Raw genomic sequence first — 13,741 nt, 5'->3', positions numbered from 1 at the left:
CAACATATAAAAAAGCGCCACATAAAGTGGCACTTCTTTTTGCTAGAGGCTTAGACCTCTTTCAAATGCTTTTATATTCGCTTCATGGAATCTTTCTGGGAGGAATTTCTTGATTTTGCTTACCCAGTCAATCTTGTCTATCCCAAGTGCCTTTACCATCAATCCAAGCATAACAATGTTTGCGGATCTTGGCTCACCGATTTCTTCAGCAATCCTTCTGGCATCAACAGATACAATACTGTCCAGCTTCTTCTTAAGTTCTTCCATTACACCTTCAGGATATTCTTCAAGGCCAGCCAATACCGTTAGAGGCCAGATTTCCTCTTCATTAATGATCAGCGTACCGTTTTTCTTCAGCATGGGAATGTATCTCAGCGCCTCAATCTTCTCAAAGGATACAAGAACATCTGCATCCCCCTTGTTTACTGTGGGTGAATAGACCTTATCCCCAAATCTTATCTGGGTGGTTACACTTCCTCCACGCTGAGACATCCCGTGAATTTCAGCCATCTTAACGTCGTAGCCTTCCTCCAGAAGACCTTCGGACAATATCTTTGAAACAAGGATTGTACCCTGTCCTCCAACTCCTACCAACAATAAGCTCTTAGTCATCTATTTCACCTCTTCCCCAAATGATTCAATCGCATCGAACGGACATACCTGCACGCATACCTCACAACCGTTGCACATGGTCGTATCAATTGAAACCACGTTGTCCTTCATTGATATTGCCGGACAGCCTATCTTCAGACAAGTCTTGCATTTTCTGCATTTTTCCTGATCCACCTGGGAATATAGGTTTGCTCTTCTTTTCATAACATCCTTAAGCAGGGCACAAGGCTGCTTGGTAATTATCACAAATGGCTCTTCAGCTGCTATTCCAGCTTTAACAGCCTCCTTGTTGGCATCCATGTCGTATGGGTCGATAACTCTCAGGTTCTCTTCCTTTATCCCTATGGCCCTAACAAGTGCCACCAGGTCCACCTGTGGAGATTCCACTCCAGAAATTGATTTTCCTGTTCCAGGATTTTCCTGATGTCCTGTCATGGCTGTAATTCTGTTATCAAGTATTACAGTCACCATATTGCTCTTATTGTACACAGCATTCACAAGTCCAGTCATGCCTGAATGGAAGAAGGTTGAATCTCCAACTACTCCAAACACCTTCTTATCCCTTCCTGCCATCTTGTTGACCTTGTCAAATCCTATACCTGCACTGATTCCCGCTCCCATGCATATGCATGTATCACCTACATTGAGTGGCTCCATTGCTCCAAGAGTGTAGCAGCCAATGTCTGAGGTCACGTTAATCTTATTCTTGTTTTTAGACATTTCATAGAATATACCTCTATGTGGACAGCCTGCGCAAAGTGCAGGTGGTCTAGTGGGAGCGACTACATCCAGGCTGTAGCCTTGTTCAGGCTTTTCACCAAGAATCGCTTCCCTTATTATCTGTGGATTTATTTCCCCACATACAGAGAAGATTTCCTTGCCTGTACACTCAATGCCCATCGCCTTGATGTGCTTCTCCATGTAGGGCTCGTTCTCTTCGATTACATAGATCTTTTCAACACCTGCTGAAAACTCCCTGAATTTTTCGTCGGGAAGCGGCCAGCTGAATCCTACCTTAAGATATGAAACAGTGTCGCCAAAAACCTCCTTTGCATGCACATAGCTTGCTCCAGATGTAATTATTCCAATTTTTCTGTCATTCCATTCAATCCTGTTCAGCTCAGTGGTATTTGAGAAATCCTGCAGTCTTGGAATTCTCTCCTCCTCCATCTGTATGTGTTTGATTTTTGAGTGGGCAGGCACCATTATGTACTTCTTGGGGTCCTTCACGTATTCTCTTATGGGTACCTCTACTCTGTCCTCAAGCTCAACGGCACTTTTACTGTGACATATTCTTGTAGTCACCTTGAAAAGAACCGGTGTGTCGTATTCCTCTGAGATTTCAAAGGCCTTCTTGATATAGTCCTTGCACTCCTGGCTGTCTGATGGTTCCATCAATGCCACTTTTGCATGGGGTGCAGTCAGTCTGTTATCCTGCTCGTTCTGTGAGCTGTGCATGCCAGGTTCATCGGCGGTTATAACAACAAGACCACCGTTAACCCCTTCATAGGCTATTGTATAAAGTGGATCCGCCGCAACGTTGAGTCCAACGTGCTTCATGGCAACCATGGATCTTGCACCTGCAATTGATGCACCTGCAGCTACTTCCATTGCAACCTTCTCATTTGTTGACCATTCTGAATAGATCTCCTGATATGTGGAAACGTTTTCCAAGATCTCAGTCGAAGGCGTCCCTGGATACGCTGTGGCTACATGACAGCCGGCTTCGTAAGCTCCTCTTGCAATTGCTTCGTTTCCGGTTAATAGCTTTTTCATTTAATCACTCCTGTTTTTAAATTTCTTAACTATATTATATAGGATAATTCTGAAAATGCACAATAATTACAAAAAAGTAATATATCGATTGCTTTAAACCAACATATTACTTCCTTAAATTTTCTATCTAATTTTTTGAACGTTCTGATTTGGATCAGTTGCCAGCTCATCCGGATCTTCGCAGTAGGTATCAACATTCTTAGCTCCACTCTTAAGCTCCCAGTGAAGTACAAACGAAAGAACTACCCTTAGTATTGCAACTGATGCCAGGATAATAAACTCATCAATTGTCCTGATGACAACAGTCTTGATTATCTCCGCTGCCAGTTTGAATTCAAGACTTAGAGTCATGGCCTTTGCGAAGTCAATTGCTACATCATCACCACGAAAGTTAAATCCATTTTCGAAAAACTGAAATACTCCCCTAACCGCTGCTATGGATATGATTGCAACTCCTATCAATTCCAGTGAGCCGGTTATGTATGGTACTATCATTTCCAACAAATGTTCAATAATCACTTTTACCGCTCCTTATAAAAAATATTAGGTACAATTCCCCTGCCCTTTATTGTACCATATAAATATTCAGTATCAAATTATTTTTGAAAAATTGTTGAATCTATTCAACAAAAAAGTCTCTCAAGCGAGAGACTTTCGGCGTTTACTCTACTTCACAATCATGACAGATGTGTTAATATGGTGGATCACCTTGTCCGAAACACTTCCAAGAAGAGTTCTTGAAAAGGCTCCCAGACCTCTGCTGCCCATTATGACAAGGTCGTAGTTTCCTTCTTCGGCAAACTTCACAATCACATCCACGACATCTCCAACCTTGTATACGGTCTTCCACTCCCCTTCAAAGCCCTTAAATATTTCCTCAGCCTCCTTTAGTATGTCCTGCGTCCTATCCATTTCAGATTTGCCAAGCTCCGCCTTTATGTCCATATTATGGGAATATACATTATCCCACAGGTTCACTACAGAAAGAATCGTTACTTCACAGCCCATGTCCGTTGCCATCTGCTTGGCCTTGAAAAGTGCTTTCTGGGAATATTTCGATCCATCCGTGGTTACGAGAATCTTCTTCATGCTCTTCCCTCCCTCTCATTTAGTTTAAACTTAACGATATTCATCCTGTTGTTAATATATGTACCCCTATAAGTCTCCACTTTAACGCAATAGCTTGTATGTACGATTGTACCGGGTCCATTCTGGGTATAATCCTTAAAACGCTTACCAATGAAATCAAATCCTCGAAGGGAGGCAGGCCCATGATACAAAAAATTATTGCTTACACGGCTATATTTGCTGTAGCCTTGTCCCCTGCATTTTCAGATTCAGCCATTGAATCCAAGCTGGATAAAAGCCAGGATGCTCCTGTTGTAATGGATGAAGTAGAGGATAGGGTTGCACAAGTTGATGATTATCTGGAAAACCCTTTGCTTAGACTTCAATCAGGGTCACAGTATTCATCAGAAGACTATTCCAAGATTGCGAGAGAGCTTGCTGACCGATACCCAGAAATAATTTCCTACGAGAATATTGGATATTCACATGATGGAAAGGAAATATACTCACTGGTCATGACAGAGGGTATAAAGGATGCAAGAACAAGGGATGACTATAAGACCTTCCGAATGCACTATCTGATCGAGGCTGGAATCCATGGAAGGGAAACAGTCAATCCCGCAATCCTGCTCAAGCAAGTTGAAGATTACGCCGCTGACTATTACAAGGATTCCCACATTAGGGATTTCAGTTTAAGGGATATTCTTTCAAAGTCGGTTTTTCATTTTATTCCACTTGTAAATCCCGACGGTCATGACCTGTCAAAGTTTGGCACTGATTCAGTTGTCACAGAATCTGTAAAGAGCACTCTCTTCGCCATTGATGACAATGATTATTCCCAGTGGAAGGCAAACGTCTATGGAGTTGACCTGAACAAGAACTTTCCGGATTTCTATCTTGAGGATGGTATGATTGAGCTTACCGATAAATGGCAGAAGTATCCTGGAGACTTCTACTCCAACCAACCTGACGGTGAGTACTATCCCGGAAGCCATGCAGGCAGCGAGCCTGAGACACAGGCTCTTATGAATTACATGGAAAGCTTTGATTTTAGAAGCTACGCCTCCTACCATTCCAGAGGGAATGTTGTCTATTACGAATACAAATGGTACCCTGACCGGTACAGAGACAAAGCCCTTGAACTTGCACAAAGGACAAGGGAAGTGACTGGGTACAGGCTACTCCCTGATACGGGTAGCGGCAGCGGTTATTCAACCTCCTACCATGTGGCGTTGTCACTAAAGCCGTCACTTACAATTGAGACTCTGCCATTTGATACACTTTTACCTTCAGGAAACAGCTCTTATCTTGAAGCTTATGAACAGACACGGCTTCTTCCTCTACACTATCAGGAGCTTGGTGAAAAGACCGGATACTTCCCCTTTAGGCTATACGTGGATGGCAAATATGTAAGAGATTTTCCTGACAAGGCTTATGCAAATGCAATTGCAAAAAGCTCAGGCGGGATAATTGTAGAAGGTGATGGTATCCCCGAGTCTTCAATAAATGAATAGAAAAGGCTGCAGCCAAGTTAATGGCAGCAGCCTTCTTCAATTTCTACATCTTGATTCTAGGAACATAATAGGTATGGAGCAGCTCATGGGCCTTCTCTCCGTAGGGCTCACCCAGGTATTCCTCATAGATCTTTTTGATCATTGGATTTTCGTGGGACTTCCTGATTGTCTTTGCCCTGTCCTCGGAATAGATACCTGCTATCCTTTTTTCAAGTATCTCTAGGTCACCGTGATGATAAGGCTGACCTCCCCCTCCAATGCAGCCTCCTGGACATGCCATTATTTCTATTGCATGGTACTGAGCTTCACCTCTTCTTATTCTTTCCAGTAGATTTCTGGCATTTCCAAGGCCATGGGTTACTGCTATATTAATATCCTCACCATTTATATTTATTGTTGCCTCCTTAGTTCCCTCAATTCCTCTCAGCGCTTCAAATTCAACATTTTCAAGAGTCTCCTCAGTGAGCCATTCATAGGCTGTCCTGAGGGCGGCTTCTATTACACCACCTGTCGCCCCGAATATTACTGAAGCACCTGTTGACTCCCCTAAAGGATTGTCAAACTCCTCGTCCTCAAGATGATTAAAGCTTATTCCAGCTTCATTTATCATCCTTGCCAGCTCCCTTGTGGTTATTACAATATCCACATCCTTTGTTCCACCGTGACCCAGCTCAGGTCTTGCAGCTTCGTACTTTTTGGCAACGCATGGCATGACAGAAACCACTGTCATATTCTCGGGCTTCACCCCAAGCTTTTCCGCAAGATATGTCTTTGCAACGGAGCCAAACATCTCGTGAGGCGATTTGCAGCTTGAAGGTATGTCAAGCATGTCACTGAACTGGTGCTCGAAAAACTTGACCCAGCCTGGACAACAGCTTGTAAGGATTGGAAGCTTACCTCCGTGCTTCAGCCTGTGAACAAACTCCGATGCCTCCTCCATTATTGTAAGGTCCGCAGCAAAGTCCGTGTCGAACACCTTGTCAAAGCCTATGTTTCTAAGGGCAGCCACCATTTTACCCGTAACAACGGTTCCTGGCTCCATTCCAAATTCCTCCCCCAGGGCAACCCTGACAGCAGGTGCAGTCTGGACCACAACATATTTTTTCTCGTCGTTTATTGCATCCCAAACCTTTGGCACATTGTTTACCTCTGCAAGGGCTGCTGTAGGACAGACTGCAAGACACTGTCCGCAGAATGTACAGGTGGTCTCATACATGGGCAGGTTAAATGCAGTTCCAACAACAGTATCAAATCCTCTGCCCAAACCGGAAAGGACATGGACCGTCTGAACCTCGTTGCACATGGTTTCACATCTTCTGCACATGATACACTTGGTCATATCCCTAACAATTGAGAAGCTACTGTCATCCTTTGGAAATTCAGACAGTTCACCTTCATATTTCATATGTCTAAGTCCCATTTCCGCAGCCAGAGCCTGAAGCTCGCATTCGAGATTCTTTTCACAAACCAGGCAATCTTTGGGATGGTCTGAAAGAAGAAGCTCCACTACTGTTCTCCTTGCCTTGACAGACTTCTTGGTGTCGGTCTTTACAACCATTCCCTCAAATACAGGAGTCGCACATGCTGGCGCCAATGTTTTTCTCCCCTCAACCTCAACTACACAAACCCTGCAGCTTGCAGCCTTGTTGACCATCTTTATATCGTGAAGGTCCAGGTGACACAGGGTAGGTATCTTGACATTTACCAGCTTTGCAGCCTCCAAAATCGTGGTTCCCTCAGGAACCTGTACCATCTTTCCGTTTATGTTTACACTAATCATACCCATCACCCCTATCCTTTCGAAATTGCATTAACCGGGCAAGCCTCAAAGCAAGCTCCGCATTTAATGCAAATATCCTGATCTATAATATGGACTTCCTTTACCTTCCCGCTTATACACGATACAGGGCATACCCTGGCACATTTTGTACATCCTATACACTTGTCCTCACTTATGTGATACTTAAGAAGTGCCTGACATACTCCAGCAGGACATTTCTTATCCCTCACATGGGCAAGATACTCCTCATGGAAGTACTTCATGGTTGAAAGCACTGGATTTGGAGCAGTTTGACCAAGTCCGCAAAGAGAGGTAAGCTTAATGGTTTCAGCCAGGTTCCTCATGGTCTCCAGATCCTCTTCTGTTCCCTTACCTTCTGTGATCTTTGTTAGCATCTCGTAGAGCCTCTTATTCCCGACTCTGCAAGGGGTGCATTTTCCACATGATTCCTCAACAGTGAATTCAAGATAGAACTTTGCAATATCAACGATACAGTTATCCTCATCAATTACAATCATACCTCCAGATCCCATCATGGAACCGATAGAATAGAGGGATTCATAGTCGATCTCAACATCAAGCTGGTCAGCTGTTATACATCCACCAGAGGGTCCTCCTGTCTGTACTGCCTTCAGCTTCTTCCCATCCTTGATACCGCCGCCTATATCGTAGATTATTTCCCTCAATGTAATCCCCATTGGAACCTCAACAAGACCTACGTTATTTATCTTTCCAGCCAGGGCAAAAACCTTTGTGCCCTTTGATGTATGGCTACCGAACTTGTTGTACCATGAAGCCCCGTTAATAATGATGGCAGGTACATTTGAGAAGGTTTCCACATTGTTCACAGAGGTTGGTTTACCCCACAAGCCACTTTCTGCAGGGAATGGAGGCTTGGTTGTTGGCTCGCCACGCCCCCCTCGATCGAGTGTATAAGTGCGGTTTCCTCACCGCATACAAATGCTCCAGCACCATACTTTATGTCAATGTCAAAGCTGAATCCGGAATTCATTATATCCTGTCCAAGAAGTCCTGCAGTTCTTGCCTGCCTGAGGGCATTCTTTAACCTTTTTATAGCAAGGGGATATTCCGCACGTATATACACAAATCCCTTGTTTGCACCTATTGCATAGCCGTTTATTATCATGGCTTCAATTACGCTGTGAGGATCTCCCTCAAGTATAGACCTGTCCATAAAGGCTCCCGGATCACCCTCATCAGCATTGCAAACCACATATTTTACATCTGATTTCTGCTTGGATGCATATTCCCATTTTAGCCCTGTTGGAAATCCTCCGCCTCCTCTTCCTCTGAGGCCAGCTGTCTTTATGATATGTATAACATCCTTTGGACTCATCTCAAGAAGACATCTTCCAAGAGCCTCATATCCTCTGTTTGCAATGTACTCCTCAATTAGCTCAGGGTTGATGAGACCGCAATTTCTCAAGGCAATCCTTTCCTGCTTCTTGTAGAACTCCATCTCATGCTGGGTCTGGACCTTCTTCTTAAGGGTTGGTTCTTCATATAGCAGTCTTTCCACCCTTCTTCCCTGAACAAGATGTGTGTTTACTATGTTGGACGCATCCTCAGGCTGAACACCTACATAGAACACATCCTCCGGGAACACCTTTACAATAGGTCCCTTCTCACAGAATCCGAAGCACCCTGTAATTGATGCCCTTGCTGAATTTTCAAGTCCGTGGTTTCTTATTTCCTCGTTGAGGTTCTCAAGGAGCTTCAAGCTTTGGGAAGAAACACATCCAGTTCCACCGCAGATAAGAAGCTCACGGTATTCCGTGTTGTCATGATTGGCCTTTCTGATATCCATTGTATGCTCAAGTTCCTTCTGCTTATTCAGTAGGCAGTCCAAATTTTCTATCCTATCCATAAATCTCACCTCCTATTCGGTATACTTGGCAATTATCTTTTGCACATCTTCAACAGTTACCTTTCCATACACATCCTCATTTACCATCACCACAGGGGCCAGACCACAGGCTCCAACACATCTCAGACAATCAATAGTATACATTCCATTCCCAGTTGTCTCACCTGTCTTGATGTTCAGGGTCTTCTCAAACTCCTTGACAATTGCATTGGCATTCCTGACAAAGCAGGCGGTTCCAGTACAAATATTGATTATGTACTTTCCCTTGGGCTCCGTAGTAAAGTATGAGTAGAAGCTTACTACTCCAAAGACCTTGGATGCTGGAATATTCAGCTTTTCACCTATGAACAACTGGACCTCCATGGGTAAATAGCCGAAAAGATGCTGCGCTTCGTGCAGGACCTCAATCAACGCTGCATCATTTGCCTCTGTTGATGCAATGTATTCCTCAAGCTGGGTGTAAAGGTCCTGGCTTAGTGTCCTTGTTTTCATCTTCTCACTCCTTTGTTATTTATTTAACATAGCAACTATGACTACTATAGCAAATTTTTACCCAAAATAAAATAGTATTATGTAAATTTATATATGTTTTCTCATTAGTCGCAATTGTCCTCCAATCCAAGTATTTTCTGAACTTTGGCTTCAATTGATGACAAATGTTTAAATCGCAACACTTAAAAGAAGTCCATATACGCCGCTCTTTTACATCTAATGAATTTTGGGTTTGATTTATTATAGACATCCCATTATTCTTTATTTTGTTAATTCATTAACACTTATTTCGATCTTTTTATTATCATTAACTTACAGGAGTAAAACTCTTGCTATTAAAAGCGCTTCTATGGTTCAATAAAATGATCATTAGTGATATAATCTTCAAAAGTCTTAATCAGAAAGGAAGTCACGATATGGTAATCAAGGTAAGGGGCGTCTCAATTTCAAGGAATTCAAAATACATATTGAAAAATATAGACTGGACAGTCAAGGAAGGTGAGAACTGGGCTATACTTGGTCTTAACGGCTCAGGAAAGACTACCCTTCTGAATATGATCAACGGATATATTTTCCCTTCAGAAGGTGCTGTCTCAGTGCTGGGAAAGACTTTTGGCGGATATGACCTGAGAGAGCTTAGAAAGTCAATTGGCTGGGTGAGTACTGCCCTTGCTGAAAAGCTATACGGAAATGAAACTGCATTGGAGATAGTTGTAAGTGGCAGGTACGCATCAATCGGTCTGTTTGAGGATCCCATAGTCGAAGATGTGGAGTACGCAATGGAACTGTTGCATCTTCTTGATTGCAGACATTTGGCAGACAGGATATACAACACCCTGTCACAGGGAGAGAAGCAGAGAATTCTCATTGCAAGAGGCCTGATGGCTAAGCCTAGTCTGCTTATACTTGATGAACCATGCTCGGGACTGGATATATTCTCAAGGGAAAAGGTGCTTGCAACAATCGATGGTTTGGCAAGGAGCGAAAATGCTCCTACCCTAATTTATGTTACCCACCAGACCGAGGAGATCCTACCGGTTTTCTCTCATGCACTATTGATGAGGAGGGGCGAAATCCACTCAAAGGGGTACACAAAGGACCTGCTTACAAAAGAGAACCTAACTGATTTTTTTGAAACAGAGGTCAATTGTTCAAATTCCAATGAAAGGTATTCAGTGGGCTTTGATCTTTAGGGTTAAGTTCCTTAAAAATGATCCCTGGATAAATCCAGGGATCATTTTTCTTTACCACATGTTCACCAATACTCCGTCATCAAAGTAGTAGATTACATCTCCATATTCATGCTGATATACCCATAGCTCAAGAACTGAAAATTCTGTTGTTATCTTGGCTGTCTGGTCAGGAGATTCCTTCAGCTTCACTAGTAGCATATCTGACGTCATTCCTACCCATGGAAGCTCCCTATCAAGTCTGTTCCAGGTCATTCTATCCCAGTTGAACAAGGTTGTGGGATCCTTTTCGAGGTAAGTGTAGATGCTTTCCCTGTCAGGTTCCACTATGGTTCCTTTAAGACCCTTAAGGGGGATATACCCTTCCAGACCTTCTCCAACAGTAACCCTCAATATGGTATCATAGGCTGGTATTTCAGTCTCATCAAACAGCTCAGGATTTATTGCAGAAGCATATTTGGAATCAGGTGATCCAATCAGGTCTTTCCACAGCTGTAGGTCAAATAAGTGCTCCCTAACAGTAATCCGAACATATCCTCCAACAGTCTCATATGCCTCCAGCTGAACCATACTGATCTGCTCCATGCCTTCGCTTTCACTTATTACACTGATGCTTCTTGTCTTTTCCAGCTGATCCCTGTGAATCCACCAGGTTTTGCCCTCAAAGGGTGATTTGTTGGACCATAGGTATGAGTATTCATTTACCTTGAAGTCCGGAACATTTGGAATTATTCTTCCGTTCTTATCATAGAGGTCAATATGCTGGACATCCTTGAAGGTCCCTGTATATCTAAACTCAGATGTTACCTCTCCATTGTAGTACATGTACTCATACTCCCTGTAGGGCTTGGCTGCCTCAAATCCACCGTATCTCCACTCGATTATAGGCTCCTTGCTGAGAAGGATCATCTGTGAATCACCTACCCAAACAACATTGTAGCCCAGGACTTCGGATAGGAATCTCAAGGGAACCATTGTCCGTCCGTCAACTATCATTGCAGGAGTATCCAGGGTATGGACCAAGCCGTTGACCGTTGCCTGATTGCTGTCGATTCCAAATTTCACTATCAGTCCCACTCCCTCACCGGTTACAGTTCTATCCTCCTCATTCCAATTAACCGTGAGTCCAAATTCCTCGAATATGGCCCGCATTGGAACCAGGGTCCTTCCACCTGATATCCTTGGTGCCACATCAAGCTCCAGCTCTTGACCATCAATGAAAATCCTTATGTGATCTGATCTTGAATAGTCTATTCCGTCAAAGGGCGTTTCATAATGAATTGATTGAGCCAGAGTGAATGTTGGTGATATCGTCACCAAAAGTATGGATAAGACCATCACTATTGATTTTTTCACTCCAATAAACATTATTATCCCTCCCAATAAAAATACCGACCAAACCGGTCGGTTACGCTGCTTGCTCACCTGAGAGCAAGCGTCCAAATACACTCCCAAGGTCTAGGCATCCCTGCATCTATTCATCTTCCTGTTAATTATTTACCCTATAAGCCTGGGCATCTAACCTGCTTTCTATTGAGCCATGAAGCTGTCTCTCCCACATTGCTTAACTTCAAAATATTTTAAAGGCTTTTCCACACAATATGGAAAAGCCTCCATTTAAACAAAGTATATAATGTCCTATCTATTATCTAATCTCGAGAATATCAAACTGATTTTCCTTTGGATTTCCAAAGACATTCAAGGTATCCCCCGGTTTTGCAAACACAATGGAAGCTCCCAGCTTCTTTGCGTTGCCCACATACACAGTATCCTCGCCCCTTGCCATGATGTAGTAGATGGTGTTTCCATCAACTACCACACTCTGCATCCTTTCAATTACAATTGACCGTTCATCTGCATCAGCACCTGGGATGCCTGAGGTATCAGTTCTAATGTAATACTGGTTCATGACCTCCTGGACAGTGTTTCCCACGGTAACATTCTGATAGTTTTCAGCATCCACCAATGCGAACATCTTTGCCAACCCTGAAGCATCCTTCAATCCTATCAGGTATGTTGGCCGATCCTGTATGTTCAATAGGATAGGAAATGCCGGTGTATAGTTCTTCTCCTGTATCTGTCCGGTGGCCGAGTTCATTGCAGATACCTCATCCGCCGAGGGTACGGAGAAAAACTTGGCCTCCTTGGTTCTAAGGTTTACAAAATAGAATCCAAGGTTGGATGAATCACTCCTTATGGAAGTGGATCCGGTGTAGAGGTAAATGTCATCATCCAGGGGAACATAGTTGTATCCCTGGGTTGTCCTTGTAACATTCCTCTGACCGATTATGGAGTTAATGAAACCGTCTGAGAGACTCCCCCTGTAATCCAGCTGCTGAATTACAAGGCTTGAAGGATATACCCGGTCCACCCAGGAAGGAACATCGGCAACATCATAGTAGGTGGACGCTCCTGTGCTGCCGTTGGTGACTATGGCTCCCTTGATGTCCGTACCTCCGAAGATTCCAATCCTTCTAGTCAAAACTGATGTTATATAGAATCCCTTTCCTTCATCATCCACCTCAAAGTTGGTCTCCCCAAACATCTTGGTGGGATGCCTGAACCTGATATGCCTTGTGATGTCCCTCATAAGGATGTCGCTCTTTGAATACTTCAGGGGTTCCACAAGCTTTACAAGGTCAGCCTCCTGTGTTGCCATATCTATTTTCACGTAATAGGGGATTCCGTTCCTGAAGTTCAGGAAGTACTTTACCAGGTCTGAGTATGCCAAGGGTGATACCCTTACAGGTACACCCTGAATGTTAATCTGGGTATAATTCTCGTTTATTTCAAACTGGGATACAACCTCCTGGACAGAACCCATCTGCCTGGCTCCGATCACAACTGCAGCATCCCGGTCCACAACGGGCACCTTGTCATAGCTTATCTCCTCCACCGTATCAGCAAAGTTGGCATCTTCAACCGGTATTAGGGCTGAATACTTCTTTGCATTGAATATGGGCTGGGACAAGAATCCCAGTACAATGGGTGCAACAATCAACACCCCCAAAAGGATTAATGAAACAAAGCCTGTACGCATAATGGACATCTTCCCAAAAAGCAGATTCAGCCCGTTATATACCAAAACCGCTACAATCAGAAAACTGTAAAATTCGTGAGCCATAAAGTTCAAGGCAGGGAGGGTCACAAAGAAAAAGGCAAACATTATGACAAGCGTAGCAAGGATGATTATGAAGGGATGCTTCCCCTTGCGGTTGGCGTCCCTAGCCCTCATCTCCTGCTTGAAATCTTCGTAGCTTTCCCTAAAGCCCTTGGACGAACCCTGCTGATTCCAAGTTCCGGGACCTTTCCCAAAGTTAAAGTTGAAACCCTTAAAGTTGTTATTGTTGAAATCCATTATGTACTCCTCCCTATCACTTCAAACTCTAGATCATATTTGAATATACTTGTTACCTCTCTA

General features: G+C 43.5%; 10 protein-coding genes and 1 pseudogene. 2 read left to right on the top strand and 9 right to left on the bottom strand.

The features are described 5' to 3' along the window. Positions 1-42: 42 nt before the first annotated feature. The 4 genes from ACKVDP_RS11230 to ACKVDP_RS11215 all read right to left on the bottom strand — a co-directional run bounded on the left by ACKVDP_RS11230 (position 43) and on the right by ACKVDP_RS11215 (position 3,477). On the bottom strand, positions 43-612 hold the full coding sequence (locus tag ACKVDP_RS11230; RefSeq protein WP_409228954.1) for an indolepyruvate oxidoreductase subunit beta: 570 nt from the start codon (positions 610-612) through the stop codon (positions 43-45). Beyond that, positions 613-2,388, bottom strand: a complete 1,776-nt coding sequence (gene iorA, locus ACKVDP_RS11225; protein WP_409228953.1) for an indolepyruvate ferredoxin oxidoreductase subunit alpha — start codon at positions 2,386-2,388, stop codon at positions 613-615. A 123-nt stretch (positions 2,389-2,511) separates the two neighbouring features. Then, the gene (locus tag ACKVDP_RS11220) at positions 2,512-2,907 is read right to left on the bottom strand and encodes a DUF1622 domain-containing protein (protein WP_409228952.1); all 396 of its coding nucleotides are present in this window, start codon (positions 2,905-2,907) and stop codon (positions 2,512-2,514) included. A 147-nt stretch (positions 2,908-3,054) separates the two neighbouring features. Continuing rightward, positions 3,055-3,477 (bottom strand): universal stress protein, encoded by a 423-nt coding sequence (locus ACKVDP_RS11215; protein WP_409228951.1) that lies wholly within the window; start codon positions 3,475-3,477, stop codon positions 3,055-3,057. Between the two features lie 182 nt (positions 3,478-3,659). Between ACKVDP_RS11215 and ACKVDP_RS11210 the strand changes: the two genes are divergently transcribed. After that, a complete protein-coding gene (locus tag ACKVDP_RS11210; protein WP_409228950.1) occupies positions 3,660-4,970 on the top strand; it encodes a M14 family zinc carboxypeptidase in 1,311 nt (436 codons plus the stop codon). A gap of 43 nt (positions 4,971-5,013) precedes the next feature. Here ACKVDP_RS11210 and ACKVDP_RS11205 read toward each other — a convergent pair whose 3' ends face one another. The 3 genes and pseudogenes from ACKVDP_RS11205 to nuoE all read right to left on the bottom strand — a co-directional run bounded on the left by ACKVDP_RS11205 (position 5,014) and on the right by nuoE (position 9,130). Next, on the bottom strand, positions 5,014-6,750 hold the full coding sequence (locus ACKVDP_RS11205) for an NADH-dependent [FeFe] hydrogenase, group A6 (protein WP_409228949.1): 1,737 nt from the start codon (positions 6,748-6,750) through the stop codon (positions 5,014-5,016). 11 nt (positions 6,751-6,761) lie between these two features. Further along, positions 6,762-8,230, bottom strand: a pseudogene (gene nuoF, locus ACKVDP_RS11200) (NADH-quinone oxidoreductase subunit NuoF). A gap of 420 nt (positions 8,231-8,650) precedes the next feature. Next, the gene (gene nuoE / locus ACKVDP_RS11195) at positions 8,651-9,130 is read right to left on the bottom strand and encodes an NADH-quinone oxidoreductase subunit NuoE (RefSeq protein ID WP_409228948.1); all 480 of its coding nucleotides are present in this window, start codon (positions 9,128-9,130) and stop codon (positions 8,651-8,653) included. 416 nt (positions 9,131-9,546) lie between these two features. Between nuoE and ACKVDP_RS11190 the strand changes: the two genes are divergently transcribed. Beyond that, entirely contained in the window at positions 9,547-10,323 is a 777-nt protein-coding gene (locus ACKVDP_RS11190) for an ABC transporter ATP-binding protein (RefSeq protein ID WP_409228947.1), read from the top strand. Positions 10,324-10,374: 51 nt separating this feature from the next. Here the strand turns inward: ACKVDP_RS11190 and ACKVDP_RS11185 are convergent, their stop codons facing one another. Both ACKVDP_RS11185 and ACKVDP_RS11180 read right to left on the bottom strand, forming a co-directional pair. Then, complete coding sequence (locus tag ACKVDP_RS11185) at positions 10,375-11,688, bottom strand: copper amine oxidase N-terminal domain-containing protein (protein ID WP_409228946.1); 1,314 nt, start codon at positions 11,686-11,688, stop codon at positions 10,375-10,377. A 277-nt stretch (positions 11,689-11,965) separates the two neighbouring features. Continuing rightward, the gene (locus tag ACKVDP_RS11180) at positions 11,966-13,678 is read right to left on the bottom strand and encodes an MFS transporter (RefSeq protein WP_409228945.1); all 1,713 of its coding nucleotides are present in this window, start codon (positions 13,676-13,678) and stop codon (positions 11,966-11,968) included. Positions 13,679-13,741 lie beyond the last annotated feature (63 nt).

It is taken from the genome of Gudongella ferriphila, assembly GCF_046224405.1.
Classification (GTDB): domain Bacteria; phylum Bacillota; class Clostridia; order Tissierellales; family Tissierellaceae; genus Gudongella.
Note: the sequence above shows the minus strand (reverse complement) of the source record. Positions and strands in the feature narration are given on the sequence as shown.